This window comes from Sphaerisporangium sp. NPDC051011, from assembly GCF_040653595.1.
Classification (GTDB): Bacteria; Actinomycetota; Actinomycetes; order Streptosporangiales; family Streptosporangiaceae; genus Sphaerisporangium.
The window spans coordinates 276465-302652 of sequence record NZ_JBFAGG010000009.1; the positions used below are offsets into that span (position 1 = coordinate 276465).

Annotated in this window: 24 protein-coding genes; 13 read left to right on the top strand and 11 right to left on the bottom strand. The window is 72.2% G+C overall.

The features are described from left to right. Positions 1-2 precede the first annotated feature (2 nt). Positions 3-509, bottom strand: a complete 507-nt coding sequence (locus AB0H21_RS22575; RefSeq protein WP_358519600.1) for a DUF1003 domain-containing protein — start codon at positions 507-509, stop codon at positions 3-5. Beyond that, complete coding sequence (locus AB0H21_RS22580) at positions 499-1779, bottom strand: CBS domain-containing protein (protein ID WP_358519603.1); 1281 nt, start codon at positions 1777-1779, stop codon at positions 499-501. The genes AB0H21_RS22575 and AB0H21_RS22580 overlap by 11 nt, the downstream gene beginning before the upstream one ends. Before the next feature lie 175 nt (positions 1780-1954). Here AB0H21_RS22580 and AB0H21_RS22585 point away from each other — a divergent pair, with 175 nt between their 5' ends. After that, positions 1955-2965 (top strand): DMT family transporter, encoded by a 1011-nt coding sequence (locus tag AB0H21_RS22585; protein ID WP_358519832.1) that lies wholly within the window; start codon positions 1955-1957, stop codon positions 2963-2965. 299 nt (positions 2966-3264) lie between these two features. Here AB0H21_RS22585 and AB0H21_RS22590 read toward each other — a convergent pair whose 3' ends face one another. Continuing rightward, entirely contained in the window at positions 3265-3831 is a 567-nt protein-coding gene (locus AB0H21_RS22590; protein WP_358519605.1) for a biotin transporter BioY, read from the bottom strand. Positions 3832-3988: 157 nt separating this feature from the next. Here AB0H21_RS22590 and AB0H21_RS22595 point away from each other — a divergent pair, with 157 nt between their 5' ends. The 3 genes from AB0H21_RS22595 to AB0H21_RS22605 all read left to right on the top strand — a co-directional run bounded on the left by AB0H21_RS22595 (position 3989) and on the right by AB0H21_RS22605 (position 9513). Continuing rightward, positions 3989-4927: a CoA ester lyase gene (locus AB0H21_RS22595; protein ID WP_358519608.1), complete on the top strand. Its 939-nt coding sequence runs from the start codon at positions 3989-3991 to the stop codon at positions 4925-4927. A gap of 60 nt (positions 4928-4987) precedes the next feature. Beyond that, a complete protein-coding gene (locus AB0H21_RS22600) occupies positions 4988-6031 on the top strand; it encodes a type II CAAX endopeptidase family protein (RefSeq protein ID WP_358519610.1) in 1044 nt (347 codons plus the stop codon). Between the two features lie 284 nt (positions 6032-6315). Then, entirely contained in the window at positions 6316-9513 is a 3198-nt protein-coding gene (locus AB0H21_RS22605) for a hypothetical protein (protein ID WP_358519612.1), read from the top strand. Here AB0H21_RS22605 and AB0H21_RS22610 read toward each other — a convergent pair. Continuing rightward, positions 9503-9943, bottom strand: coding sequence for an NUDIX domain-containing protein (locus tag AB0H21_RS22610; RefSeq protein ID WP_358519614.1), 441 nt, complete (start codon positions 9941-9943; stop codon positions 9503-9505). The genes AB0H21_RS22605 and AB0H21_RS22610 overlap by 11 nt on opposite strands. 72 nt (positions 9944-10015) lie before the next feature. On the opposite strand from AB0H21_RS22610, the gene AB0H21_RS22615 reads away from it, so the two are divergent. The 3 genes from AB0H21_RS22615 (at position 10016) to AB0H21_RS22625 (ending at position 12424) form a co-directional block, all read left to right on the top strand. Continuing rightward, on the top strand, positions 10016-10651 hold the full coding sequence (locus AB0H21_RS22615) for a DUF6758 family protein (RefSeq protein ID WP_358519617.1): 636 nt from the start codon (positions 10016-10018) through the stop codon (positions 10649-10651). Between the two features lie 154 nt (positions 10652-10805). Beyond that, positions 10806-11525: an MBL fold metallo-hydrolase gene (locus tag AB0H21_RS22620; RefSeq protein WP_358519619.1), complete on the top strand. Its 720-nt coding sequence runs from the start codon at positions 10806-10808 to the stop codon at positions 11523-11525. Next, positions 11522-12424 carry a PD-(D/E)XK nuclease family protein gene (locus tag AB0H21_RS22625; RefSeq protein WP_358519622.1) on the top strand — a complete coding sequence of 301 codons (903 nt, stop codon included), beginning with the start codon at positions 11522-11524 and terminating at the stop codon, positions 12422-12424. Before AB0H21_RS22620 ends, AB0H21_RS22625 begins: the two co-directional genes overlap by 4 nt. Positions 12425-12507: 83 nt before the next feature. On the opposite strand, the gene AB0H21_RS22630 is transcribed toward AB0H21_RS22625, so the two are convergent. Continuing rightward, positions 12508-13383, bottom strand: a complete 876-nt coding sequence (locus AB0H21_RS22630) for an alpha/beta hydrolase (protein WP_358519625.1) — start codon at positions 13381-13383, stop codon at positions 12508-12510. Positions 13384-13607: 224 nt separating this feature from the next. Then, positions 13608-15494 (bottom strand): DEAD/DEAH box helicase, encoded by a 1887-nt coding sequence (locus tag AB0H21_RS22635; protein WP_358519627.1) that lies wholly within the window; start codon positions 15492-15494, stop codon positions 13608-13610. A gap of 398 nt (positions 15495-15892) precedes the next feature. On the opposite strand from AB0H21_RS22635, the gene AB0H21_RS22640 reads away from it, so the two are divergent. Then, positions 15893-16579, top strand: a complete 687-nt coding sequence (locus tag AB0H21_RS22640; RefSeq protein WP_358519630.1) for a ferritin-like fold-containing protein — start codon at positions 15893-15895, stop codon at positions 16577-16579. A gap of 398 nt (positions 16580-16977) precedes the next feature. Here AB0H21_RS22640 and AB0H21_RS22645 read toward each other — a convergent pair whose 3' ends face one another. From AB0H21_RS22645 to ligD, 4 genes are all read right to left on the bottom strand, one after another. After that, positions 16978-17208: a DUF3107 domain-containing protein gene (locus AB0H21_RS22645; protein WP_358519632.1), complete on the bottom strand. Its 231-nt coding sequence runs from the start codon at positions 17206-17208 to the stop codon at positions 16978-16980. 107 nt (positions 17209-17315) lie between these two features. Next, the gene (locus tag AB0H21_RS22650; protein WP_114033883.1) at positions 17316-17936 is read right to left on the bottom strand and encodes a TetR/AcrR family transcriptional regulator; all 621 of its coding nucleotides are present in this window, start codon (positions 17934-17936) and stop codon (positions 17316-17318) included. A 159-nt stretch (positions 17937-18095) separates the two neighbouring features. Continuing rightward, positions 18096-18329 (bottom strand): hypothetical protein, encoded by a 234-nt coding sequence (locus AB0H21_RS22655; RefSeq protein WP_358519636.1) that lies wholly within the window; start codon positions 18327-18329, stop codon positions 18096-18098. A gap of 62 nt (positions 18330-18391) precedes the next feature. Further along, the gene (gene ligD / locus AB0H21_RS22660) at positions 18392-19336 is read right to left on the bottom strand and encodes a non-homologous end-joining DNA ligase (protein WP_358519638.1); all 945 of its coding nucleotides are present in this window, start codon (positions 19334-19336) and stop codon (positions 18392-18394) included. Between the two features lie 226 nt (positions 19337-19562). Between ligD and AB0H21_RS22665 the strand changes: the two genes are divergently transcribed. Then, complete coding sequence (locus tag AB0H21_RS22665) at positions 19563-20486, top strand: Ku protein (RefSeq protein WP_358519641.1); 924 nt, start codon at positions 19563-19565, stop codon at positions 20484-20486. A gap of 297 nt (positions 20487-20783) precedes the next feature. Here AB0H21_RS22665 and AB0H21_RS22670 read toward each other — a convergent pair whose 3' ends face one another. Beyond that, entirely contained in the window at positions 20784-21302 is a 519-nt protein-coding gene (locus AB0H21_RS22670; RefSeq protein ID WP_358519643.1) for a hypothetical protein, read from the bottom strand. 316 nt (positions 21303-21618) lie between these two features. Between AB0H21_RS22670 and AB0H21_RS22675 the strand changes: the two genes are divergently transcribed. From AB0H21_RS22675 to AB0H21_RS22690, 4 genes are all read left to right on the top strand, one after another. Next, positions 21619-22617 (top strand): alpha/beta hydrolase, encoded by a 999-nt coding sequence (locus AB0H21_RS22675; protein ID WP_358519646.1) that lies wholly within the window; start codon positions 21619-21621, stop codon positions 22615-22617. A gap of 157 nt (positions 22618-22774) precedes the next feature. Continuing rightward, positions 22775-23953, top strand: coding sequence for an adenylyltransferase/sulfurtransferase MoeZ (gene moeZ / locus AB0H21_RS22680; protein WP_358519649.1), 1179 nt, complete (start codon positions 22775-22777; stop codon positions 23951-23953). A gap of 203 nt (positions 23954-24156) precedes the next feature. Next, entirely contained in the window at positions 24157-24858 is a 702-nt protein-coding gene (locus AB0H21_RS22685; RefSeq protein ID WP_358519651.1) for a hypothetical protein, read from the top strand. Beyond that, entirely contained in the window at positions 24852-26183 is a 1332-nt protein-coding gene (locus AB0H21_RS22690; RefSeq protein ID WP_358519653.1) for a S8 family serine peptidase, read from the top strand. The genes AB0H21_RS22685 and AB0H21_RS22690 overlap by 7 nt, the downstream gene beginning before the upstream one ends. Positions 26184-26188: the final 5 nt, after the last annotated feature.

A 26188-nucleotide genomic window follows, 5' to 3' on the forward strand; every position in this document is an offset into this window, starting at 1 on the left:
GCTCAGGTGTCCCGGGCCTCGATCCCGGGCCGTCCCCGGCCGTCCGGCGAGGCCTGGACCTCCTCCAGCAGGCGCTCCAGCTCGCCCCTGAGGTAGTCGCGGGTGGCGAGCTCGCCGATGGCCAGCCGGAGCCCGGCCAGCTCGCGGGTGAGGTACTCGACCTCGGCCTGGTTGCGCTCGCCCGCCATCCGGTCCTGCTCGCCCTGGACGCGGTCGCGGTCGGCCTGGCGGTTCTGTGCGAGCAGGATCAGCGGCGCGGCGTAGGAGGCCTGGAGCGAGAGCATCAGGGTCAGGAAGATGAACGGGTAGGGGTCGAAGACCAGGCCTTCCGGGGCGAGGGCATTCCAGAGCACCCAGACGGCGATGAACCCCGTCATGTACACCAGGAACCAGGCCGTGCCCAGGAACCGGGCGAACCGCTCGGAAAGCCGTCCGAACGCCTCGGGGTCGTAGTGCGGGCGAAAGGTGCGCCGGAGCTCGCGCGGCTGGTCGAGCCGGTCAGTCGCCACCGCTGACCTCCGGTGGCCCGGCGGTGCCGAGCGGCGGCGTGCCCGCGGCGTGCCCGTCCTGCTCGCGCCAGTCGGCGGGCAGCAGGTGGTCCAGCACGTCGTCCACGGTCACGGCGCCGACGAGCCGCCCGAGCTCGTCCACCACCGCGACGGCCACCAGGTTGTAGATGGCCAGGTAGGACGTCACCTCGCGCAGCGGCAGGTCGGGCCGGATCGGGTCGACGCTGTTGTCGATCGCCGCGCCGAGCAGCGAGGACGGCGGCTCGCGCAGCAGTCGCTGGAAGTGCGCCACGCCCAGGTACTTGCCGGTGGGCGTCTCTGCGGGCGGCCGCGCGACGTACGCCTGGGCGGCGACCGCCGGGGTGATGTCCTGGCGGCGGATCTCGGCCAGCGCCTCCGCGACCGTGGCGTGTGGCGGCAGGACGATAGGCCGGCTGGTCATCATGCCGCCCGCGGTGTTCTCCTCGTACGGCAGCAGGCGCAGGACGGGCGCCGCCTCGCGGGGCTCCATGCGGGCGATCAGTGCCTCGGCCTGCGCGGGGGGCAGGTCCTGGAGCAGGTCGGCGGCGTCGTCGGGGTCCATGGCCGCGAGTACGTCGGAGGCCCGCTCGGCGTCGAGCCGGCCGAGGATGCCGATCTGGTCGCGTTCGGGCAGTTCCTCCAGGACGTCGGCGAGGCGATCGTCGTCCAGCGCGGCGGCCACTTCGGCGCGGCGCTTGTCGGGCAGGTCGCGCAGGGCGTTGGCGAGGTCGGCGGGGCGGGTCTCCTCGAAGGCGGCGAGCAGGCCGGCCGCGGCCTGGTCGGTCTGCACGGCGCCGACCCCGGCGACGTCCGCCCAGTTCACGATCAGCGTCTCGCCGCGGCGGCGGCGCAGGCCGCGCCCGGCCCCGCGCAGGACGGCCACCTTGGTGACCAGCCACTCGCCGCCCCTGGCCTGCTCCATGGCGAGGTCGAGGACGGTCGCCGGCTCGCCGTTCACCTCCACGGCCAGGTCGAGCAGCTCGCCGATCACCAGGGACTCGGTCGCGTGCTTCTCGAAGCGCCGCAGGTTGATGGCGCCGGTGAAGATCACGGCGTCGGCCTCGATGCTGCGGACGCGCGTGATCGGCAGGAACACCCGCCGGCGCGGCTGGACCTCGACGACGAGCCCGTGCACGCGCGGAGGATCGTTGGGCCGCATGGCGACCACGACGTCGCGTATCCGCCCGATCTGGTCACCCGCCGGGTCGAACACCGGGGTTCCGGCGAGCCGGGCGACGAAGATCCTCACTACCGCAGCGTACGAGGTCAGAGGGGATGTTCCACGCCGGGCCCCGTAAAAGCCCTCTCAACCGGTCTCGGCATGCGGGACACCTCCTTGATCCCACTTGATCCCGCCAAAGACCGCATGACAGGATCAAAACCGTTTAACACTCATTACAGAGACGGAGCCGGTCGTGAAGGGCATGGCGCTGGGAATTGCGGTCCTGTCCGCCTGGTGTTTCGGGTTCTCCGGCCCCATGGCCAAGTTCGTCGGCGCGGCCGGTCTCACCCCGATGCAGGCCGTCTGGGTGCGCATGGCGGGCGCCGCGATCCTGCTTTTCGCGATCCTCGCCGTGTTCCGGCGCGGGTCCCTGCGCGTCCCCCGGGGCAGGATCGGCTTCTACGCCGCGTACGCGCTGGTCGCCGTGGCCGGGGTGCAGGCGCTGTTCTTCGTGATCCTCACGCGGCTGCCGGTCGGCGTGGCGCTGCTGCTGGAGTACACCGCGCCGGTGCTGGTCGTGCTCTGGGTGCGGTTCGTCCGCGGGGTGCGGCTGCCGCGCTCGGCTTACGCGGGGTCGGTGATCGTCCTGCTGGGCCTGTGCGTGGTCGTGGAGGTCTGGCACGGGATGGCGCTGGACGGCCTCGGGCTCGCGCTCGCCCTGGTCGCCGCCGGCTGCTGCGCCGGCTACTTCCTCATGAGCGAGGGCTCCGGCGGCGAGATCGACGCGCTCAGCCTGATCGCGTGGGGGCTGGCGGGCTCCGCGGTGGCGCTCATTCCGCTCGCGCGGCCCTGGGAGATCGCCTGGACGGCCTTCGGGACGAGCACCACGATCGGCGGCCACACACTGCCCGTGCTCGGCGCCGCCCTGTGGCTGATCACCGTCTCCACCGTCACCGCCTACGTCACCGGCGTCGCCGCCGTCCGACGCCTGTCGGCCGCCGTCGGCGCCACCGTCGCCTCCCTGGAGGTCGTCACCGGCGCGCTGATCGCGTGGCTCCTGCTGGGGGAGCAACTCGGCGCGGCGCAGATCGCCGGTGGCGCCGTCGTGCTCGCGGGGGCGCTGCTCGCTCAGACCGCCACGGCCGGGGTCAGCCGGACGACCGACGAGGCGGCGGCCCAGCGGGCGGTCAGCCCGGCGGAGTCGACGGCGTTGAGGCGTTCCTTGGCCAGCGCCGCCACGGCCCCGGCGTCGGCCTCCGACGGCGAGGCCTGATCGACCACGCGCACGTCCGCCTCGAAGGCGACCAGCCGCGCGCCGTTGTCCTTGCTGCGCAGCGTCACCGTGACGCGGGCGGCGTCCACGAGCCCGGGCAGTTCCTGCTCGCCGCCGCCGGTGACGACGTAGACGGCCCCGTCGTGCCAGACGTGCCAGGCCAGCCGGGCTCCCCCGGGCAGGGAGACCCACAGCACACCCGACCTCTTCGCGCCCTCTTCGATCAGCGACATGCTCACATGAGCAATGTACGGCCCGATCGCCCGGCACGGGTGGCCCCGCCGGGCGATCGGGGGCGTTCAGCGGCGGGTGAGCTTCCAGGCGGCGGGCAGGAGGGCGGCGGCGGCCAGCACCTTCAGGCCGTCGCCGATCAGGAACGGCACGACGCCCTTGTCGAAGGCGGTCCCGAAGTCCATGCCGGTCGCCACCATGAGCCACGGCAGGCCCACGGCGTAGATGAGCACCGTGCTGATGGTCATCGTCGCCACCGTGCGCAGCGCGGTGCGGTCGCCGCCCCTGCGGGCGAGCGCACCCGCCGCCGAGGCGGCGAGGATGAAGCCGACGACGTACCCCAGCGTGGCGTTGCCGGCGTCCGGCGCGAACCACGGGACGCCGAGCTGACCGATCAGCATGTACAACGCCATGCCGAAGAAGGCGCGCGGCAGGCCGAGCGCGGCGCCGGACAGCAGGACGGCGAAGGTCTGGAGCGTGAGCGGGACGGGAGTGCCGGGCAGGGGGATGCTCACCTGGGCGGACAGCCCGACGAGCCCGGCCGCGCCCACCACCAGCGCGACGTCCCTGACGAGCTTGCCGGGGATGAGATCGGACAGTACGGCGGGACGAACCGCCACAGACGCATCACTCATTGTCTAACTCCCTTTACCTTTGCTTGGAGACCATTGTCGGGAATGCCGCCCTGAATGGCTGTACGAGATCCGCGCCAAGAACCGGCGGCGACCTTTGTGACGCCTCCACAGGACCCGCGGGCGTGCCGGGGCCGGTCAGCGGGCTACGGTTGTCGCCATGCGCTCCCGTCGTTCCTGTCTCGCGGTGCCCGGCAGCAACCCCCGCTTCCTGGAGAAGGCCCAGGGGCTGCCCGCCGACGAGGTCTTCCTCGACCTGGAGGACTCCGTCGCGCCCCAGGCCAAGGAACAGGCCAGGAAGAACGTCGTGGACGCGCTGCGCACCGGCGACTGGGGCGGGAAGACGCGCGCCGTCCGGGTCAACGACCTGTCCACCATGTGGACCTACCGCGACGTGATCGAGGTCGTCGAGGGGGCCGGGGACGCGCTCGACTGCCTCATGCTGCCCAAGGTTGAGGACGCCGGGCAGGTGGCCTGGCTGGACACGCTGCTCACCCAGATCGAGAAGGCCGCGGGCCTGCCGGTCGGCCGCATCGGCGTCGAGGCGCAGATAGAGAGCGCGCGGGGCCTGGTCAACGTGGACGCCATCGCCGCCGCCTCGCCGCGCCTGGAGACGCTGATCTTCGGCCCGGCCGACTTCATGGCGTCGATCAACATGAGGACGCTGGTCGTCGGGCAGCAGCCCCCCGGATACACCGAGGGCGACGCCTACCACTACGTGCTGATGCGCATCCTCATGGCGGTCAGGACCTGCGACCTGCAGGCCATCGACGGGCCGTACCTGCAGATCAAGGACCTGGACGGGTTCGCCAAGGTCGCGCGCAGGTCGGCGGCGCTCGGATTCGACGGCAAGTGGGTGCTCCACCCGACGCAGATCGAGGCGGCCAACGAGATCTACTCGCCTTCCCAGGACGACTACGACCACGCCGAACTGATCCTCGACGCCTACGAGCACGCCACGACGGTCGACCTGCGCGGCGCGGTGATGCTCGGCGACGAGATGATCGACGAGGCCTCCCGCAAGATGGCCCTGGTCATCGCCGCCAAGGGCCGCGCGGCCGGGCTCGCCCGGACCAAGAGCTTCCAGCCGCCCGCCTGAGCCCCGGCCCGCGCGCCCCCAGCCGCCGGGCCGCGCGGGCTGCCGGGGAGAATGTCAGGTATGCACGATCCGTCGCAGCCGCACCAGCCGCAGCCCTCGGAGCCGCCCTATGGGGCCGAGCGCCCGGCGGTGGGCGGCCCGGCGGGTGGCCCGTACTACCCGGGGCCCCAGCCCTGGCAGGCGCCTCCTCCGCCGGTGCGGTGGACGGTCCCGCCGCCGCCCGGCACGCGCTACGACCACCTCGCGCGCACGCCGGTGAACCGCTGGTGGCGCCCGGTCGTGGGCACGATCGCGCTCGCCGTCGCCTTCGTCGGCGTGTCGGTCGTCGTGCTGCTTTTCGGGAGCGTCGTCGCGGCCCTCGCCGGCGTCCCGGTGATCATGGGCGGCGGCCGGCTGTTCGGCGACCCGGTGTTCGAACTGGCCGTGATGCTGCTGTCCATCGCGGCGGTCCTGCCCTTCGCGTTCGGGACGGCCTGGCTGGTCCAGCGGCGCCCGCCCGGCACGCTGTCGTCCGTTCTGGGGCGGTTGCGGTGGAAATGGCTGCTCCTGTGCGCGGGCGTGGCCCTGGTCGCGCTGATCCTCGGGCAGCTCGCGATGATCGCGACGTACGCGGCGACGGGCCAGGACACGGGCGAGCTGTTCGGCTGGGTCGGGTGGGAGCGGTTCCTGCCGGGGCTCATCGTGATCGTCCTGCTGGTGCCGTTCCAGGCTGCGACCGAGGAGTACGTCTTCCGGGGCTGGGTGATCCAGGCCTTCGGCGCGTACTTCCGGACGCCGTGGCCGGGCATCCTGTTCGGGGCGACGGTGTTCACCTCGCTGCACGCCTACACCGACTGGGGCATTGTGGACGTGTTCAGCTTCGGCGCGCTGATGGGCTGGCTCGCGGTCCGCACGGGCGGGCTGGAGGCGCCGATCGCGCTGCACGTGATCAACAACGTGGTGAGCTTCCTCCCGGCCGCCGCCTCCGGCGATCTCGGGGACGCGCTGCGCCAGGGGGCGGTGCCGTGGCAGGCCCTCGCCGGGACGGTCGTGCAGTTGGGCTTCTTCGCCGTAGTGGTCGTAATAATCGCCCAGAAGCGGGCAATTCAGACCGTCTCTAGATAAATCTGACTAGAGAGGTCTCGCCAGAAGGGCCCTCCTCGTGTTGCCCTTGGATGGTGTGCGGGCCGGCGGGCGGCCCCCCCCAGGGAGGTGCGCGCTGACGGCGAGGGCGAGGGGCGTGGTCCGGTGTGGCCGTGCCCGGTCAGGTGATCACTGGGCATGGCTTGGGTATCGGTACGATCGCGAGTGATCTGTAGTCGACGCGACGCATTCGCGGGACATCAGTGGAACGGTCCTGAGTCACCGCCTTCAAACTGGGTTAGGCTGCCGATGAGGAGGTGCTGAGCGTGGCCTCGGGCCCCCACGACCCGCGCTCTTCATGGTGGTCGGCCGGCGATGACGCCGACCACGATCGCATTCCAGGCCGATCCGGGTCCCACCAGACCCACACGCCTCCTCCGGCTCTGCACCACTCCCCGCCGGATCCCTCGGAGGTCCGCTCGCGCGGCCTGCCCCTGGACTCGCCGTGGGCGCTGCCGCCCTTCGGCGCCCCCATCGACGCCCCTTCCGGCACCCCCGCCGGTGACGCGCAGGACGAGCCCGCCCGGCAGCCGTCACCAGGCCGCCACCCCTATGTCCGGCCGTACGGCGGCACGTCCGAGCCCCGCCACAGCGTGGGCCGTCCCGGCGCCGAACCGCCCCGTCCGCAGGACCACATGCCCGCCGGGGACCATCCCGCCGGCGACCACTCAGGCGACCACACCGATGACCATGAGGACGAGTACCCCGCCGGGGAGCCGACACAGCCGGCCCGCCCGCCGCGGCGCCTGGTGACCCGTCCGGACAAGCTGGTCGCCTCGGGCCCGCCGCGCACGCCCCCGGCGCGCCCCGCCGCCCCTGTGCCGCCCTGGGAGGCCGAGCCCTTAGCCGACGGCCCCTCCACGGCTCTTCCCGCGGCCTCAGGGCCGGAGCGCCACGGCATCCGGGTCGAGCCGCGCATCCCCGCCGAGCCGGAGGTCACCTACGACCCCGATGACGACCCAGACGACGCAGACGACCCCGGCGTCCCCGTCGGTGAGCGCATCGGCGGGCCGCCCCCTGGCCGCCCCGCGACCCCCCGCCCCGACGTCCTGGTGGCCGGCGGACCGGCCCGCCCGCGCGGGTCCGGCCGGGGACGCCACCACCGCGACCAGCCCGTCCCCCGGCCCCGCCGCACCCCCACGCCGCCGCGCCGCTACGTCGTCGGCCGTCGTCGTCTGCTGACCCCCGTGATCGTGGCCGTGGCCGTCCTGATGGCCGCCGGGCTGGGGCTGGTCATCGTCAACTGGGTGAACTCCCCGGTGAGCTCGGGCCTGCGCCTCGCCGCGGGCGACGGCGGGTCCGGCGACCAGGCCTTCGCCGCGCCGCCGGGCGTCAGCGGCACCGGGTCGAGCCAGGTGCTCAACGCGGTGACCTCGGTCGGCTCCACAGTGGTGGCCGTGGGCAGCGACACGACCAGCCCGGTGCCCCGCCCGCTGTTCCTGGTCTCGCCGGACGGCGGGAAGTCGTGGGAGCTCGGCCGCGTGACCGGGCCCGCCGGGTACCAGCCCGCCGGGTCGGCCGGGCGCGTGACCGGCGGGAACGGCCGCTGGCTGGCCGCCGGCACCGAGGCGCCCGGCGTGACCGGGTCGGCGCGCGGCCTGTGGACCAGCGCGGACGGGCGCTCCTGGACGGCCGTGGACCCCTCGCGGCTGTCGGTCTTCTGGAGCGGCGACCGCATCACCGACCTCGCCCGCACGGCCGGCGGCTTCGTCGCCGTCGGCTCCACCACCCTCCAGGACGGCGGCTACGGCCCGGTGGCCTGGGTCTCCCCGGACGGGCAGAGCTGGAGCCGGGTCGACACCGGCCAGATCGGCACCACCGACAAGGTCCGGGCCATCCGCGCCGTCGTGGCCAAGGGCGACGCCGTGGTGGCGCTGGCCGACCCCGGCGCGGGCGACACGACCTCGGTCATCCTGCGTTCCCCCGACGGCGGCAGGACGTGGCTGCGCACCGCCGCCGCCCTGCCCGGCGTGCGGCCGGAGCCGGGCGCGCTGGCGGTCGCGGGCAAGGGGTTCCTGCTGGTCCCGACCCTGCAGAAGTCCGACGCCGGCGACGTCCGCGTCTACTGCTCCGAACTCGGCGACCAGTGGCGGCAGTGCGGCGTGATCGGCGGCCTCGGGCACGAGGCGACCGGCGTGCGGGGCCTCGCGTCCTCGGCGGCCGGGGTGGCGGCGGTCGCCGAGTCCGGGTGGGAGCGGTACGCCGTCTACACCAGCGGCGACGGCAGGAAGTGGACCGAGGACACCGACCTCGGGCAGATCCCCGGCACCCTGCGCGGCCTGTCGATCACCGACGCGGGCACGCTCGTGGCCGCGGGCGACCAGCGGGCCGGGGGCCTGGACAACCTGCCGGTGCTGATGACGGCGAGCAAGGGCAAGGCCGCCGCGCCCGTGGCACTCGGCGACATCGACGGGCTGACCCGCTCGGCCCGCGACACCGCCGCCCTGGTCGCGGCCGGTGACTCCTTCGTCGCCGTCGGGTCGGTCAAGGGGGACGCCGGCATCTGGACGAGCCCGACCGGCCAGAACTGGAAGGCCGTCAACTCTCCGGCGCTGGGCGGCGCGGGCAGGCAGTCGCTCAACGACGTCGCCCACGGCCCCCACGGGTGGCTCGCGGTCGGCAGCACCACGGCGGACTCGGCGTTCATCCGGCCGCTGCTGGCCACCTCCGGCGACGGGCGTAGCTGGCGGGCCGCGCCCGAATCGCCCGCCCTGGCAGGCTCCGGGCGGTACGCCGTGGTCCCGCGCGTGGTCGCGGCCGGGCCGAAGGGGTACGTGGTGGCGGGCGACGACAGCGGCCCCGGCGGCGTGGTCGCCGCGCTGTGGTTCTCGTCCGACCTGCGCCGCTACTCGCGCGCGGCCCCGCAGGGCCTGCCCGCCGGGGGCGCCGACGTGCGGATCGAGGACATCGTCGCCACACAGGGCGGCTACCTCGCCGTCGGCGCGTCGGGGACGACGGGACGGACCTCCGGCGTGGTCTGGGTGTCGAAGGACGGGCTGAACTGGACGGCGCGCAAGCGGGTGGTCCCCGAGGGCGCCCGCTCGGCCTCCCTGCGCCGGGTGGTCGTCCACGACGGCCGCGTGGTCGCCGTGGGTGGCGCGACCACGGATGCCGGCGCCGAGCGCCCGTTCGCGGCGGTCTCGTCCGACGACGGGGTCACCTGGGAGTACGCCTGGCTGCCCGCCGAGGACACCGCGGTCGTGCTGGACATGACCGCCTCGAAGTCGGGGCTGGTCGCCGTCGGCTCCTACGGGCCGCCCGCGACCGGGGACAGCGCGGTCTGGACCTCGCAGGACGGCCTGGACTGGCAGCGCCACGCCCTCACCGGGGACGGCATGGCCGGCGACGGGGCCCAGTGGCTCGGCGCCATCGCCGTCGTCGGCGACACGGTGGTGGCCATCGGCCGTTCGACGACCTACACCACCGACCACCTGACCCTGTGGCGGACCACGTTCAGCCGCTGACCCCGCGGGCGTGGAACACCCGCCACGCGTCCAGCACCTCCAGCAGCCCGGAGGTGAGCGGCAGCCGGTCGAGGTCGCCGCGGCCGAACCAGCCGGCCGCGGCGGCGTCGTCCCCTGCCCGGAGCGCGCCGCCCGTGCCGTCCCCGGCGGCAGGGGCGCCCGCCCGCGGCGCGGCGAAGTAGTCGTGGACCTCGTACACGACGCCGGCCGGTCCTGGACGCTCGACGGTGCCGGCCAGGCCGCCCGCGACGACCGCGAGGCCGGTCTCCTCCAGGAGTTCGCGTTCGAGGGCCTCGGCGTCGGACTCGCCCGGCTCGACCCGGCCGCCGGGCAGGGACCACAAGCCGACGCCGGGCGGGCGTCCCCGCCGGACCAGCAGCAGGCGCCCCGCGCCGTCCAGGACGATGCCGCCCACGCATCTCACGCGCATACGCCAAGATTACGTTGGGATAACGGGATTCCCCTTGACTTTCCCGCACCGCCGGAAGCACGGTGGATAATTGTGAGAGCGGCGCCCACCTGTCCAAGGTGTTTCGGCACGCTGCGCCCGCCGAGCGCATGGTCAAGCTCATGGCGGTGCCGGGTGCACGGCGCCGTCCTGCCCTTCCAGGCCAGACGTCCCTCCGCCGAGTCGCTCGACGTGGTGCGCAGGGACTCCCGCGTCCCCTTCTGGCTTCCGTGGCCGCTGCCCACCGGCTGGCTCGTGACCGGCTTCGGCGACGCCGGGGACGAGCGCACCGGCACCCGCGCCGGGGTGGTCGCCCTGTCCGGTCCGTCCGTCACCCACGGCCCCGCCGACCTGATCATCGTCGCGGAGGAGCCCGGTATGGGCCTCGGCGCCGCGTTCGCCGGGCTCGACGGCCCCGACCCCGGGCCGGGCTTCGACGAGGGGCCGCCCAACGCCAAGGTCGAGACGCTCGGCCATCCCACGCCGCTGTGGTGGGTGGAGGGCCTGCCCGACCGCGCCGTCTACGTCGGCGAGGCGATGGGCGACTGGCTGTGGTTGATCGGCTGGCCCGCCGAGGCCGGGTGCCTGGTGGCGCTCGCCGACCTGTCCCTGCGCGACCTGCGGGAGCACGACCAGGAGCTCGACCTGCCGTTCGGGGCGTTCTCCCCGCGCCTGGGGGACGAGCCGTGACCTCCGGCGCCCGCCGCCCGGCGGCCCGTCCCGCACTTATGGCCGCGCCTCCGGCACGGCGGGTTCGGAGCGCGCCCCGAACTCTTCGCCGGCTTTCGACGCGACCCCGGTTTACCTATCCTGACCGGTTCGACTGTTCGGTAAGGTCGTGGCCGTGACAGCGCGTATCGAGCGAGTGGTGACCGAGGGCGTCGTGACCGTCGACGGCTCCGAGTACAAGGTCGAGAACAACACCTGGATCGTGGGCGACGACGAAGAGGTCATCGTCATCGACCCCGCGCGTGACGCGGAGGCGATCCTCGAAAGCGTCGGCGAGCGCGAGGTCCTCGCCGTGATCTGCACCCATGGCCTGCCCGACCACGTCGGCGGCGCCATCGAGGTGGCGGCGCGCGACGAGGCGGTGGTCGCCCTCAACCGCAAGGACCGCCGGCTCTGGCGCGAGACGTGGGAGGAGACCTACCCCGACATCGACATGGAGGACGAGGGCGTCTTCGGCGTCGCCGACGTCGAGCTGGAGGTCATCGCCACCCCCGGCATCACCCAGGGCGGCGTCTCCCTCTACGTCGAGGAGCTCGGCGTGGTGTTCACCGGCAAGACGCTGCTGGCCGACGGCCCCGGCAAGATCGGCGGTGAGTACCCCGCGCTGGCCGACCAGCTCACCGCGATCGGCGAGCGGCTGTTCACCCTGCCGGGCGACACCCGCGTCCTGCCCGCCCACGGCGAGGAGACGACGATCGCCGACCAGGAGCAGCACTTCGACGAGTGGCTGGCCGGTTCGCTGACCGGCGACCGCGAGCCCGAGGACGCCACGGAGGGCCTCCTGGCGGACGGCACGAAGGTGTCGGGCATCAAGCTCAGGCTCGACGACGAGTGACCCAGCAGGGGCAACTCCCGCTGGACGGCATGCCCAAGCGGCTCTACACCTGCACGCCGTCCCGGCTCAACACCTGGCTGGACTGCCCGAGGCGCTACCGCTTCACCTACCTCGACCGCCCGGCCCCGCTCAAGGGGCCGGCCTGGGCGCACAACAGCGTGGGCGCCTCGGTGCACAACGCGCTGGCCGGGTGGTGGCGCGAGCCGTACGAGCGCAGGACCCCGGCGATGGCGGCGATCCTCCTGAGCAAGGGGTGGATCACCGAGGGGTTCCGCGACCAGGAGCAGTCGACGCTGTGGCGTGACCGCGCGCGGGCGATGGTGTCGGGGTACGCCTCGACGCTGGACCCCTCCGACGAGCCCGTCGGGGTCGAGCGAACCGTCGCCACCCGCACGTCGGTGATCGCCGTCTCCGGCCGCGTCGACCGCATCGACCGGCGCGGCGACGAGCTGGTGATCGTCGACTACAAGACCGGCAGGCGTCCCCTCACCGAGGACGACGCCCGCTCCTCGCTGGCGCTGGCGATCTACGCGGTGGCGTCGGCGCGGGTCATGCGCCGGGCCTGCCGTACGGTCGAGCTCCATCACGTGCCGACCGGGTCGATCGTCCAGTGGACGCACACCGACGAGTCCCTCGCCCGCCACATCGGCCGGGCCGAGGACATCGCGCGGGAGGCGTCCGAGGCGGACGAGCGCTACCGCGACTGGCGTGCCGGCACTGGTGATCGGGCCAGTGATCGGGCCGGCGCGGGCGCGTCGATCCCGGCTGGGCTCGACGCGAGCCTGCCGCCGAGGCCGGGGCCGATGTGCTCGTGGTGCGACTACCGCCGCCACTGCCCAGAGGGCCAGGTCGCGAGCACCCCTCACCAGCCCTGGGACGGCCTGGCCGACACGGACTGACGGGACGCCGGCTCAGGCGTCGAGCGGGCCCGGTCGGGCGGGCCCGGCCGACGCCGAACTGTCGTGCGGTCTGCCGCGCGGGCTCAGTTGTGCATCAGGCGCTGCTCGGCGGCGTTCCAGAAGCGCGTGAGCGCGTGGGCCGTCGTCTCCGGGGCCTCGACCGCCGGGGAGTGCAGCGCCCCGGGCACGACGACGCACTCGGCCTCCAGCCGCTTGGCCATCTCGGCCTGCAGGGCGGGCGGCCAGCCGTCGTCGTGCTCGCCGTACAGGACCAGCGTGGCGACGTCGACCTCGACCAGGTCGTCGAGGCGGTCGACGGCGCCGATCACCTGCTCGGCCATCGTGACCAGCGCCGTCGGCGAGTTGGCGAACAGGCGTTGCCGCAGGAAGGCCACGATGTGGTCGGGCACGCCCGCGGCGATCGCCTCGGGCTCCACCCGGTTCGTCCAGATGTGCTCCAGGCCGACCTCGGGCAGCGTGCGCAGCATGAGCCGGGCCGCCTGCTCGCGCGCGCCGATGATGCCGGCCGGCCCCGAGTTCATCAGCGTGTGCGACGCGGGCTTGAGGACCCCGCCGATCACCGCCTCGCGGGTGACCAGGCCGCCGAAGGAGTGGCCGACCAGGTGGACGGGCTCGCCGCCGCCCACGGCCTCGGCCACGGCGTCGATGTCCTCCCCGAGGGCCTCGCAACTGTAGGCCGCGGGATCGTCCGGGCCCTTGGTCTCGTACTGGCCGCGCATGTCGATCGCGACGACGCGGCGCCCGGCCTGGGCGAGCGTCTGGAAGATCGCGAGGAAGTCCTCTTTGCTGCCGGTGTACCCGGGGATCAGCAGGGCGGGCCAGCGCTCGGGCACGCCGCTGACCGGCAGCGCCTCAAGGGCGGCGAAGGAACCCACCGGTGTCTCGATGCGCTGCGCGCGGACACCGGGCGGGAGAGTCAGGAAGCGCGGCGTACTCACGTGGCACCACGATACTGAGGATTCATCCCGGCGACACCGCCGAACGCCGTACGTCGGTCGCGTGGTTGCTTTTGCACTTTCCCACCTGGTCGGATGGCGCCTCACCACGCCACGGGCGGGCCGCCGGGGACGGCGGCCCGCCACGAGGGCCGTCCACCGTTCCCGGCGGCTCTCACCGGCCGATCACCGGTGTCGTGCCGCGATGCCTGATGCGCCGCCTGTTCTCATCCCCTCCGGGGGGAGCGTTGCTGGGACGGCCTGCGGCGCTGGACGCGCTCGGAGGCCGCGGAGGGGGCCACATCATCGTCGTCCACCGCCAGGTCGGGCGAGCGGAAGATGATGGCGAACGGAGAGGGCGGGATGATCCGCTCCGGCTCGGGGCGGGCGACGGGCGCCTCGGGCGCCTCGGGCGCGGCGGGCCGGTACGCCGCCGCTTCGGTGTCTCGTGCGAACTCGGTGTCGTCCGCGCGGTCGAAGTGGTCGGAGTCGTCGAACTCGTCGGAGTCCCCGAACTCGTCGAAGTCGCCGGAGTCCCCGAAGCGGGAGTCGCCGGCGTTCCCGGCCAGGCGGCCGCGGTCCGTGGCGCCCTGGGAGACGACCTCGCCGGACTCGGACGACGGCTCCCGCGCCGCTTCCTTCGCGGAGGCGGCGGGCACGTCGGCGAGCGCCTCGGACAGCGCCGACCGGTTCGCGCCCCTGCGGGAGCGCCGCGGCGCCGCGACCTCGGCGGCCTCCTCGACGACGGGCCGGGCCTCGGGGGCCAGGACGTCACCGGCGGGCACGCTCTGGACGGCGGGCATGGTCTGGACGGAGGTCTCGGCGACGGTCTCCGGGGAGGCCGGCTCCTGGCCGCCGCGGGTGCGCCTGCGCTGCCGGTTGCGCGCCGGGCGCTCACGGCGCTCGGCCCGCTCGGTGCGCTCGTCGCGTTCGCGGCGCGAGCGGTGGCGGCCGGTCTCGCCGAGGTCCTCGATGTGCTCGGCGGACAGCCCCGCGCGGGACCGCTGGGCGCGGGGCAGCACGCCCTTGGTGCCCTCGGGGATGTGCAGGTCGGAGTAGATGTGCGGCGAGGTGGAGTAGGTCTCGACGGGCTCGGCGAACTCCAGGCCGAGCGCGTTGTTGATGACCTTCCAGCGGGTCAGTTCCTCCCACTCGACGAAGGTCACCGCCACGCCCGTGCGGCCCGCCCGGCCGGTGCGGCCGATGCGGTGGACGTAGGTCTTCTCGTCCTGCGGGCAGTCGTAGTTGACGACATGGGTGACGTCGTCGATGTCGATGCCGCGCGCCGCGACGTCCGTCGCCACCAGAACGTCGATCTTGCCGTTGCGGAACGCCCGCAGCGCCTGCTCGCGCTGGCCCTGCCCGAGGTCGCCGTGCACGGCCGCGGCGGCGAAGCCGCGCTCCTTGAGCTGCTCGGACACCATGTCGCACGCGCGCTTGGTCTCGCAGAACACCATCGTGAGCCCGCGGCCCTCGCACTGCAGCAGGCGGCCGACGATCTCGATCTTGTCCATGCGGTGGGTGCGGTACACGAACTGGGTCGTGTTCGACTTGTCGTCCCCGTCGGCGTCCGGGTTCTCGGCGCGCACGTGGGTGGGCCGCGACAGGTAGCGCCGCGACAGGCCGACGATCTCGCCCGGCATCGTGGCCGAGAACAGCATGGTCTGCCGCTCGGCGGGGATCAGCTTGATGATGCGCTCGATGTCGGGGAGGAAGCCGAGGTCGAGCATGCGGTCGGCCTCGTCCAGGACCAGCATGGAGACCTGGCCGAGGTCGAGGTGCTTCTGGTTCACCAGGTCGAGAAGCCGGCCCGGGGTTCCGACGATGACGTCGACGCCCTGCTTCAGCGCCTCGATCTGCGGCTCGTACGCCCGCCCGCCGTACACCGTGAGGATGCGCGAGCCGAGCTTGCCTCCGGCGACGACCAGATCTTCGGTCACCTGGAGCGCCAGCTCGCGGGTCGGGACGACGACGAGGCCGCGTGGCTTCTTGCGGTTCTTGCGGGGCTTGCCGACGCGCTGGAGCATCGCCACGCCGAAGGCGTAGGTCTTGCCGGTGCCGGTGCGCGCCTGGCCGATGACATCCTGCCCGCTGATCGCGAGGGGGAGGGCCATCTCTTGAATGGGAAAGGGTGAGATGATGCCCTCTGTCTCGAGGGCATCAGCGATCTCCGCTATGACTCCAAGGTCTCGGAACGTGGTCAGCTCGGCCTGCCTAGGTCTCCTGCGAAGGCGGGCCTCCGGGACCGCCGGCCTGGTGCCGGGTCCGCGCGGAAAAGCCAACCCTCATCCGTCTCGGCGACCGCCGCGACGTGGCGCGTGTGGGGGCTATCAGGCGATATTCGCCCTGAATAACATACTGCGGTCGCACTCTTACAGGTCAGTGTACTCGATACCACAACTGCGGGCCGATTTCTTGGCGTTCCATCCGGTAAGTCGCGGCCGAATTGATGCCGGCCGTGTGCGCCCCGCGACGGGACCGGCGGCCGTCCCGAAGCTCGTACGCTGCATCCATGAGTGATTCCCCTGCCGGTGTCGTCGGTGTCGTCGACCTTCTCGGCGTCCTGGCCTACGCCGAGCTGACCGCCTTCCTGCGGCTCGCCGAGGACGCCGCCGCCCTCGCCCCCTCGCTCACCGACCGCGCGGCGCTCAGCGGCCTCGCCGCCGTCGAGTACGCCCACTTCAGCCTGCTGCGCGACCGGCTGTCCTCGCTCGGCGCGGACCCGGAGGAGGCGATGGCCCCCTTCGTCGAGGCGCTCGACGACTGGCACGCGCAGACGCGGCCGGGGGACTGGCTGGAGGCGCTGGTCAAGGCGTACGTCGGCACGGGCATCGCCGGGGACTTCTACCGCGAGGCGGCCCGGCACGTGGACGCCGACACCCGCAAGCTCGTGGACGAGGTGCTGGCCGAGGAGATCCGCTCGGAGTTCGTGGTCGACCGGGTGCGCACGGCGCTCGTCGGGAACCCGCAGGCCGCCGGGCGGCTCGCGCTCTGGGCGCGGCGCATGGTGGGCGAGGCGCTGAGCCAGGGCAACCGGCTCGCGCTCGCCCGTCCTGAACTGGCGCTGCTGCTGGTCTCGGAGGCCGCCGGGACGGGGCAGGGGGACGCCGGCCTCATCGGCATCGGCCGGCTGTTCGCCCGCCTGACCGAGGAGCACGGGAAGCGGATGGCGGCCCTCGGTCTGGTCCCGGGTCCGTGAAGAAGAGGGACGCGTGGGCCCTCAAAGGTAAGGTTTCGGACTTCTGGCCAATTCGGTCCGGTGATCGAGGGGCGCGAACGCCCTCACCGGTTGTACCGTTCGAGACATGAGGGCCTCGCGCCGCTACGGCAGTTCCTTGATGAGATGTGGACCGAACCGCTGGACCTCGCGGCCCGTGCTGAGAAGGGGAGGCGCGGACTGCCCGGCCTTCGGCCACAAACGGGACGAAGTCCGGAGGTCACGCCGCCCCTGCGGCTGCTCGCTCCCTACCCGCGAGGAATGCGCGGGAATCTAGGATCCGCACCGCGAGTGATCTGAATGTCCAGCGAAACGGCGCCACGCGCCGCGCGGACCCGGGCGCTTTGGGGAGCCGCCAGGAGCCCCCCAAAGCGCCGGGCTCAGAGCGTGCCGCCGAAACCGACGGGACGCGACTCGTCCTCGCCGATCTCGACGAAGCCGAGCGCGGTCACCGGCACGATCACGCGCCGCCCCTTGACGTCGGTGATGGAGAAGACGCCACGATCCGCCGCCAGCGAGTTCCGCAGTTCCTGCTCCACCTCTTCGGTGGTCAGGTCGGTCTCGACGATGATCTCCCGGTGCACGGAGCGTACGCCGATCTTGACTTCCATCGGGCTCCCTTTCGACGACCAGATGTGCTCGTCCCATCGTGGCCCGCCGCGGGCCGGGTGACGCCACTGATCGCGTCAAGCGAACAATCCCGGGGCGGTTCGCGGGGCTAGGACGTCCGGGGGAAGCCGCCGATGCCGCGCCAGGCGAGCCGGGCCATGAGCTGCGTCGCGACGTCCTTGGGGATCGTGCCGTGGCTGGCGAGCCAGTAGCGGGCGCTGACCTCGGCCATGCCGACCAGGCCGACGCCGAGCAGGTGGGCCTCGTCGCTGGAGCAGCCGGTGTCCTCCTGGATCACCTGGCTGATCATCTCGGCGCTCTCGCGCAGGGAGCGCTCGACGCGCTGGCGCACGGGGGCGACGTTGCGCAGGTCGGACTCGAAGACCAGGCGGAAGGCCTCGCCCTGGCTGGAGACGAAGTCGAAGAACGCGCCGATGGCCGCCTGGACGCGCTGCTTGTTGTCGGTCGTCGAGGCGAGCGCCTCGCGGCAGCGGTTGGCCATGTCGTCAACGTGGACGTCCAGCAGCGCGAGGTACAGCTCCAGCTTCCCCGGGAAGTGCTGGTAGAGCACCGGCTTGCTCACGCCGGCCCGCTCGGCGATCTCGTCCATCGCGGCCGCGTGGTAGCCGTTCTCCACGAAGACCTCCTGCGCCGCGTTGAGCAACTGGCGGCGGCGGGCCAGCCGGGGCAGGCGGGTGCCCCGGGGCTTGGCATCCGGGGTAGCGGTCACGGGATTCTCCTTGGACGGTCTCGCCGTCGCGCGATCGTCGAACGCGCTCCGGTTCGTGCTGAACGGATCAACGCCGGATCTCCGCCGGTCAGGCGCCTGCCTGCCCCCTCGCCCCGGGATCCGGTCCGGGGTTCACATCCTACGCGCGGGTAATCCGGGTCAGCGATATTCGTCGTCTTCCAGATCGACCGTCCGCCACTGGTCGGCGGCGTCGGCGGGATCGGCGTCGTAGGGCACCTCCAGCACCCATGCCTGCCGCTCGCCGCCGATGATCCGGTGCTGCTCGACGGCGTCGGCCTCCGGCACCTCGGTGTCGAACTCGTCCGCGACGTCGTCGAGGGGCTCCAACTCGTCCAGCGGGACCTCGTTCCCGTGCACATCCATCTCCGACATGTGCGGCACCCTCCGTCGACGGCGAGCCTGACTCGCACGCTCCATACCCCGATGCGTCCAGCCTAAGGCCCCTCCCCCGCCCCGCCGCGTTCCGGCGGCGCCATCAGGTCGCCGAACCGCTCGACGCGCTCCAGCACGTCCCCGGCGGTGAACACCAGGTCCTCCGGCCGGGCGTTCTCGACCTCCTCCCAGGTCAGCGGGGTCGAGACGGTGGGAGTCGCGTTGGCGCGCAGCGAGTACGGCGCGATTGTCGTCTTGGCGGGGTTGTTCTGGCTCCAGTCGATGAGCACCTTGCCGGGGCGCAGCTTCTTGGCCATCTGGCTGACGATCTCGCCGGGCCGTTCCTTCTCCAGCCGCTGCGCGAGCGCCTTGGCATAGGCGGAGGCGTCCTCCTCACGGCCGGCCCAGGGGACGTACACCTGCATGCCCTTGTTGCCGCTGGTCTTGGGGCACCCGTCCAGGCCGTCCTCGCGCAGGGCCTCGCGCAGGCGCAGCGCCACCCGGCGGCACTCCTCGATCGTGGCGGGCGGGCCGGGGTCGAGGTCGAAGACCATGATGTCGGGAGGCAGGGCCTGCCCCTCGTCGTCCACCCGCCACATCGGCGTGTGGAGCTCCAGGGCCGCCAGGCCGGCGAAGTAGACCAGCGTGGGCAGGTCGTCCACGATCGCGTAGTCGATGGTGCCGCGGCCCTTGGTGCTGCCCGGCGCGGGCAGGCGGGCGGTGCGCACCCAGGAAGGCGTGTGCGGGGGACGGTTCTTCTCGAAGAAGAACAGCCCGTCCACGCCCTCGGGGTAGCGCTTGACGGTGAGCGGCCGTCCCTCGATGTGCGGCAGCATGTACGGCGCGACGCGGCTGTAGTAGTCGATCACCTCGGCCTTGGTGAACCCGGCCTGGGGGTACAGCACCTTGCCGAGGTTGGTCAGCGTCAGCTCCCGGTGGTCGACCCTGACCCTGACCTTGTCCGTGCTGTCCGTGCTGTCCGTCTTGTCCGCCACTTCGCCCGCCACGCCATCTCTTCTTCCCTGTGTCCCGGGACCCTTCCCGGGGCAGGTCTCCGCCCGGGGTTTCTTCCGTCGTGCGGACGTCCTCTGCCGTGCCTATCACGGGTCCACCAGTGGTGGCTTGACCGGATACGGCATTCCACACTGGGTATCTGCCCATTTAGATACTGCTTTGCGCCCTTGCCACTACCGAACATGTGTTCGATAGTGGCAGTAGAGGTGAGGAGAGGCCATGCGTAGCATCTGGAAGGGTGCCATCTCGTTCGGGCTCGTCACGATCCCGGTGAAGCTCTATTCCGCGACCGAGCAGAAGGACGTGACGTTCCACCAGGTGCACCGCGAGGACGCCGGCCGTATCAAGTACAAGCGGGTGTGCTCCATCGACGGCGAGGAGGTGCAGTACTCCGACATCGCCAAGGGGTACGAGCTGCCCGGCGGCGAGGTCGTCGTGCTGACCGACGAGGACTTCGCCGACCTGCCGCTGAGCACCTCGCGCCGGATCGACGTCCTGCAGTTCACCCCGGCCGACCGGATCGACCCGATCCTGTTCAACAAGTCGTACTACCTGGAGCCCGAGAACACCGGCGTGAAGCCGTACATCCTGCTGCGCGAGGCGCTGGAGCGCACCGGGCAGGTGGCCATCGTGAAGGTCGCGCTGCGGCAGCGCGAGTCGCTGGCGACCCTGCGCATCCGCGACGGCGTGTTCGTGCTGGAGACCATGTTGTGGCCGGACGAGGTGCGCGAGCCGGGGTTCCAGTTCAAGGACGAGGACATCGAGGTGCGCCCGCAGGAGCTGCGGATGGCCGAGTCGCTGATCGAGACGATGGCGGGGGAGTTCGACCCCTCCGAGTACCGCGACAGCTACCGCGAGGCGCTCCAGGAGGTCATCGAGGCCAAGATCCAGGGCAAGGAGCTGGCCCGGCCGGAGGTGCCGGAGCAGGCGGGCCCGGCGGTCGACCTGATGGCGGCGCTGCGCGCCAGCGTGGACGCGGCCAAGCGGGAGCGCGAGGGCGGCCGCGAGAAGGCTCCGGCGCCGAGGCGGAAGGCGGCGGCGAAGGCCGCCGGCGGCGAGGAGGCCCGCGCGGAGGAGGCGGGGGAGAAGGCCGAGAAAGCCGAGAAGAAGCCGGCCAAGCGCCGTCCCCGCAAGACCGCGTGACCGCATTTCGCCGTAGGACCCGCCCCATCCGGGGACGGCGGCCTGATATTGGAGAGCCCGGCAAATGGTATGGGCTTGGCGGTGAATGTTTGTTCCGCGGGATGAGCGGAGCGGCGGCCTGGACGGGAATTCACCTCGAGCATCAGGGTGCGGACATTGAGGAGGCCCCGGAGCGGAATTCGCTCCGGGGCCTCCCGTGTCTGCTAAGCGGCCATTGCTACCGGGCCGGATACCGCCCGGTCGTCCCGCCTAGATTCTTGATTTCGGTATGGGTCGGTATGGATTTGGTGTGGATTATCAGCGGTCGTGCTTGTGGTGGTGGTGCCTGCCGTGGTGGTGGTGCTCCGGCCTGAAGTGACGGTGGCGGTCGTCGCGGAAGAAGTTGTGGTGCCCGCCGCCGTGGTGGTTGTTGCTGATGATCGCCCGGAAGAAGCGCGCCTCGACGACCTTGAAGAAGCAGTTGCGGTGGCCGCCCCCGTGGCTGTGGTGGTGACGGTGGTGGCGGCGGTTGTGGTGGCCCTTGCCGCCCCAGCCGCCGTCGTCGTCGAAGTCGCCGTCGAAGCCGAAGCCGCCGTGGTGGCCGTGGTGGCCGTGGTGGTGTCCCCCGTGGTGGTGGCAGTGGCCGCCGCCACCGCCGCCGTCGAAGCCACCCATGCCACCCATGCCGCCGAAGTCGTCACCGAAACCGAAGTTGGTGGTGACGGCGGCGGACGCGTTGGCGCTCGTGGCGGTGGTGGCGGTGCTAAGGCCGATGAGACCACCGGTGAGTGCCGCCGTGACGGTCGCCATAGCGGCGTATTTCTTGACGTCGGGCATTGCGTTTTCCCCCTTGACGCATCGGGTTGCCCAGCGGATGCATTTAGTGGCTTTTCTCCGCTAAATGCCGGGTGACTCGGAGTGAGTCTTCCCAGTTGTCGTTTTTTCCGACGCACCGATACGACAAACGGGGATCGCTGCCTTTTGGCATCTACTTAACCTGCCCTTATGTCTTTCAGTTCAATATTTCCCGATATGTCCGATATTTCCCGTGATCTTGGGCCGTCGGGGGTGCCCCCAAGCCCGGCGTGGACGGTCGCGCCAGGTGTACGGCAGCGGGTTATGGTCAGAACGGAGGGTGAACAGGAGGGGGAAGATGGTGGAGGAACCGATTCCGCACTGGCCGGGGGAGCTCGTCGACCTGGGCGGGCTGACCGTCCACGTCCGGTCCACGCCCGAGCCGAAGACCGCCGCGCCGGCCGAGACCGCCGTGTTCGTGCACGGCCTGGCCGGGTCCGCGACCAACTGGACCGACCTGATGGGCGAGCTGCGCCACGACGTGCGGGGGTACGCCCTCGACCTCCCGGGGGCCGGCTTCTCGCCCGAGCACCCTGAAGGCGATTACTCGCTGGCCGCGCACGCGGAGGCCGTCATCGCCTTCGTCGAGCACCTGGGCGGCGGCCCCGTCCACCTGCTGGGCAACTCGCTCGGCGGCGCCGTGTCCGTCAGAGTGGCCGCCACGCGCCCCGAACTCGTCCGCACGCTCACTCTCATCTCGCCCGCCCTGCCCGACCTCCTTCCCCGGTACGGTCCCGCGCGCGTCGTGCTCTCCGCGACCCCCGGCCTCGGCCAGTGGGCCATGAGCCGGCTGCGCGGGCTGCCCGCCGAACGCCGTATCCGCGCCACCATGGCCATGTGCTTCGCCGACACCGACCGGGTGCATCCCCTGCGCCTGGAGGACGCCGTCAGCGAACAACGCCGCCGCGACGAGCTGCCATGGGCGGGCGCCGCGCTCATCTATTCGGCGCGCGCCCTGGTCAACGAGTACTTCCGGCGCGGCGAGGACAACCTGTGGCGGCTGGCCGCCAAGGTGACCGCGCCCACCCTGGTCGTGCACGGGCGGCACGACCGCCTCGTCGACCCGCGCATGGCCGCGCGGGCGGGGCGCGTGTTCCCCGACGTCCGGCTGGTGCTGCTGCACGACGCCGGGCACGTCGCCCAGATGGAGTACCCCACGCTCGTCGCCCTCCACGTCCGCGCCCTGCTGCGGGAGGCCGCGACGGTCGGCGTGGACGTCCCGGCCCGGGCGCCGGCGGCCCGGCGGGTTCCTTTGGTGCCGGGAGTGCTGAAAGCGCGCAAGGCCGCAAGTACGTGACCAACGCGAAGAACACCAGGGAAAGGGCGCGCGCCGGGTAAGATCACCGATTCGGGAATGCGGGGGCGACCGGGTTAGGTTGTGACAGACGGCGGGACGCGTAGCCTTTCGGTAATCCGCCATTTGGGAAGATCCCCCGAAACGGGAGCGTAGAACTGTGTCGTTGCCACCGCTGGTAGAGCCGGCCGACGATCTGACCGTTGACGAGGTGCGCCGCTACTCTCGCCACCTGATCATCCCCGACGTGGGGATGGCCGGGCAGAAGCGGCTCAAGAACGCCAAGGTGCTCTGTGTGGGCGCGGGCGGCCTCGGCTCCCCGGCCCTGATGTACCTCGCCGCCGCCGGAGTCGGCACGCTCGGCGTCATCGACTTCGACGTCGTGGACGAGTCCAACCTCCAACGGCAGATCATCCACGGGCAGTCGGACGTCGGCCGTCTGAAGGCCGAGAGCGCCGCCGCGAGCGTGCGCGAGATCAACCCCTACGTCAACGTCGTGATCCACAACGTGGCCCTCACGACCGACAACGTGATGGACATCTTCGCCGGTTACGACCTGATCGTGGACGGCACCGACAACTTCGCCACGCGCTACATGGTGAACGACGCGGCCGTCCTGCTCGGCAAGCCGTACGTCTGGGGCTCGATCTACCGCTTCGACGGCCAGGCCAGCGTCTTCTGGGCCGAGCACGGCCCGTGCTACCGCTGCCTGTACCCCGAGCCCCCGCCTCCCGGCATGGTGCCCTCCTGCGCCGAGGGCGGCGTGCTCGGCGTGCTGTGCGCCTCCATCGGCTCGATCCAGGTGAACGAGGCGATCAAGGTGCTCACCGGCGTCGGCGAGCCGCTGGTCGGGCGTCTGATGATCTACGACGCGCTGGAGATGAAGTACCGCGACGTCAAGGTCCGCAAGGACCCGGAGTGCCCGCTCTGCGGCAAGAACCCCACGATCACCGAGCTGATCGACTACGAGGCGTTCTGCGGCACCATCTCCGACGAGGCGCAGGAGGCCGCCACGGGCTCCACGATCACCGCCCAGGAGCTCAAGGACATGCAGGACCGCGGGGACGACATCTTCCTCGTGGACGTCCGCGAGCAGAACGAGTACGAGATCGTCAACATCCCGGGCGCCGTGCTGATCCCCAAGGGCGAGTTCCTGCGCGGCACCGCTCTGGAGCAGCTCCCGCACGACAAGAAGATCGTCCTGCACTGCAAGTCGGGCGCCCGCTCGGCCGAGGCGCTGGCGGTCGTCAAGAACGCCGGCTTCACCGACGCCGTCCACGTAGGCGGCGGCGTCCTGAGCTGGGTCAAGACCGTCGACCCCTCTCTGCCGACGTACTGACCCGGTCCGCGGACCCACGGCCCGCCCGTCCATCAGGACGGCGGGCCGTCGCTTTCCCGGCGTCTTACGGTCTGAGAACGCGACTGCCATCCTGTCCTTTTAGTAAGGAAAGCGTCACCTTCCAGCCCGCCAAGTCCCATCCATCCGGGTCTATCCCTATGAACGCAGGATCCGCCCCTGCTCCCCGCGTTAAGGTCGGGCGGGTGAGCAGAGCGAGCACCGTGGGGGTCATGGCCTTGATCTTCGCCGTCGTCGCCGGAGTGGCCGGTGGCGCGGCGGGGGCCGAGCTCACGCGGGGGCCGAGCGCCGCCGAGGTCCAGCAGGCGTCCCACGAAGAGATGGCGCGCCGCTGGCAGTCATGGCCCGCGGGCAAGGTGTTCCCGCCGCTGCTGCCGTACGTCGCCGAGCAGGGCGGGCAGGAGAACGCCCGCAGGGTGGGCATCTCCTCGCGCACCGACTGTTCGGCGGCCGTGGACGTCGAGCTGAGGGCGGCGCTGAAGGCGGCGCGCTGCCGGGCGGTGCTGCGGGCGACGTACCTGGACGCGCTCCAGGGTGTGGTGGTGACGATCGGCGTCGCCGCCTTCCCCGACCAGGCGTCCGCGCTGAGGGCACGGGCGGCGTTCCCGCCCGGGGGAGTGCCGTCCCCGGGCCTGCGGGCGCTGGCGTTCCCGCGGACGGTCGCCGACCGCTTCACGGCCTCGGCCCGCCAGGCGTCCTCGCTGGCACAGGCGGGGCCGTACCTGGTGATCGCGACGGCGGGCCAGGTGGACGGCAGGCCGGCGCGGTCGGTCGGCCGCCAGCGGTCCACGATCTTCGCCTTCACCACCGACCTGGAGGAACGGATCGTCCGGACGCTCGCCACGCCGGCGCGTCCCGACTGCGCGGGCAAGGACTGGCAGTGCTGACTCCACCCCCACCCGCCCCGCCGGATATTTCGCGATTCATCCCCGCACGCACCGCCAGGGGACGCCGGGCGGCCCGTCCCGCCCTCCTGGCGATCCTGCTCGTCCTGGCCCTCGTGACCCTGATGGGCACCGCGCCGGCGCGGGCCGACCAGGTACGCGGCAGCCAGAGCCAGGTCCTGCGCACGCTCGACGTCGACGCCGCGTGGCGGATCACCCGCGGCGCCGGGGCGAAGGTCGCGGTCCTGGACTCGGGGGTGGACCCTCGCCACCACGACCTGGCCGGCTCGGTGGTGACCGGGCCCGACTTCACGGCCGGCGCCAACCCGCGCGGCGTCGCCCCCCGTCGCCTGCACGGCACGTACATGGCGTCGCTCATCGCCGGGCACGGCCACGGGCCGGGCGGGGCGGACGGGGTGATCGGCGTGGCCCCGGCCGCGAAGGTGCTGTCGGTGCGGGTGATCCTGGAGGACGACGAGCCGGGGTTCCGGGACTTCAACTCCGAGCCGAGGTTCGAGAACGTCGTCGCGCGGGGCATCCGCTACGCGGTGGACCGGGGGGTGGACGTGATCAACCTGTCCATCTCCAAGGACCAGCCCACGCGGCAGGAGCGCGCGGCGATCCGCTACGCGGTGTCCAAGGGCGTCGTGCTGGTGGCGGCGGCGGGCAACGACGGCGCGGGCCGCAAGACCGGGCCGTACTCCTACCCGGCGTCGCTGCCCGGGGTGATCTCGGTGGCCGCGGCCGACCGCGGCCTGCACAAGGCGTCGTTCTCCAACCGCAACTCGCTGGTGCTCGTGGCGGCGCCAGGGGTGGACATCTACGGGGCGGGTCCGGGCGACCAGTACTGGGTCGGCAGGGGGACCTCGCAGGCCACGGCGCTGGTCTCCGGGGTCGCCGCGCTGATAAAGGCGAAATATCCGCGCATGTCCCCGGCGCTGGTCGCCCAGGCGCTCACCACAGGCGCCACCCGCCGTCCCTCACCCGGCTACGACCCCGGCATGGGCTTCGGCGTCGTCAACGCCGCACGCGCGTTGGCCGAGGCCGCCCGGCTCTCCCGCCACCGGTTCGCGGCCCGGGGCCCCGGCGTCCAGGACCCCGCCCTGCCGATGGCCTCGGGCGCGAAGGCCGCCCTGACACCCGTCCGGGTGGTGCGCAGGGACACCCACATGATCACGATGTACGGGGCGATCGCGCTGTCCGCGGGCGCGCTGGCGTGCGGCGGCCTCGCCGCCCTGATCGTGATGGTCCGCCGCGCCAGGCGCCGCCGCGCGCACGAGGACGCGAGCCTGTGGGCGTCCCCCCAGTGGGAGCGGGCCCCGACATGACCCGC

What these genes read in the sequence shown, in the direction of transcription:
- AB0H21_RS22585 (WP_358519832.1), top strand. Translation starts at nt 1,955, where the DNA reads ATGGCGCTGGGAATTGCGGTCCTGTCCGCCTGGTGTTTCGGGTTCTCC.
- AB0H21_RS22590 (WP_358519605.1), bottom strand. Translation starts at nt 3,831, where the DNA reads ATGAGTGATGCGTCTGTGGCGGTTCGTCCCGCCGTACTGTCCGATCTC.
- AB0H21_RS22595 (WP_358519608.1), top strand. Translation starts at nt 3,989, where the DNA reads ATGCGCTCCCGTCGTTCCTGTCTCGCGGTGCCCGGCAGCAACCCCCGC.
- AB0H21_RS22600 (WP_358519610.1), top strand. Translation starts at nt 4,988, where the DNA reads ATGCACGATCCGTCGCAGCCGCACCAGCCGCAGCCCTCGGAGCCGCCC.
- AB0H21_RS22610 (WP_358519614.1), bottom strand. Translation starts at nt 9,943, where the DNA reads ATGCGCGTGAGATGCGTGGGCGGCATCGTCCTGGACGGCGCGGGGCGC.
- AB0H21_RS22635 (WP_358519627.1), bottom strand. Translation starts at nt 15,494, where the DNA reads ATGGCCCTCCCCCTCGCGATCAGCGGGCAGGATGTCATCGGCCAGGCG.
- AB0H21_RS22640 (WP_358519630.1), top strand. Translation starts at nt 15,893, where the DNA reads ATGAGTGATTCCCCTGCCGGTGTCGTCGGTGTCGTCGACCTTCTCGGC.
- AB0H21_RS22645 (WP_358519632.1), bottom strand. Translation starts at nt 17,208, where the DNA reads ATGGAAGTCAAGATCGGCGTACGCTCCGTGCACCGGGAGATCATCGTC.
- AB0H21_RS22655 (WP_358519636.1), bottom strand. Translation starts at nt 18,329, where the DNA reads ATGTCGGAGATGGATGTGCACGGGAACGAGGTCCCGCTGGACGAGTTG.
- AB0H21_RS22665 (WP_358519641.1), top strand. Translation starts at nt 19,563, where the DNA reads ATGCGTAGCATCTGGAAGGGTGCCATCTCGTTCGGGCTCGTCACGATC.
- AB0H21_RS22670 (WP_358519643.1), bottom strand. Translation starts at nt 21,302, where the DNA reads ATGCCCGACGTCAAGAAATACGCCGCTATGGCGACCGTCACGGCGGCA.
- AB0H21_RS22675 (WP_358519646.1), top strand. Translation starts at nt 21,619, where the DNA reads ATGGTGGAGGAACCGATTCCGCACTGGCCGGGGGAGCTCGTCGACCTG.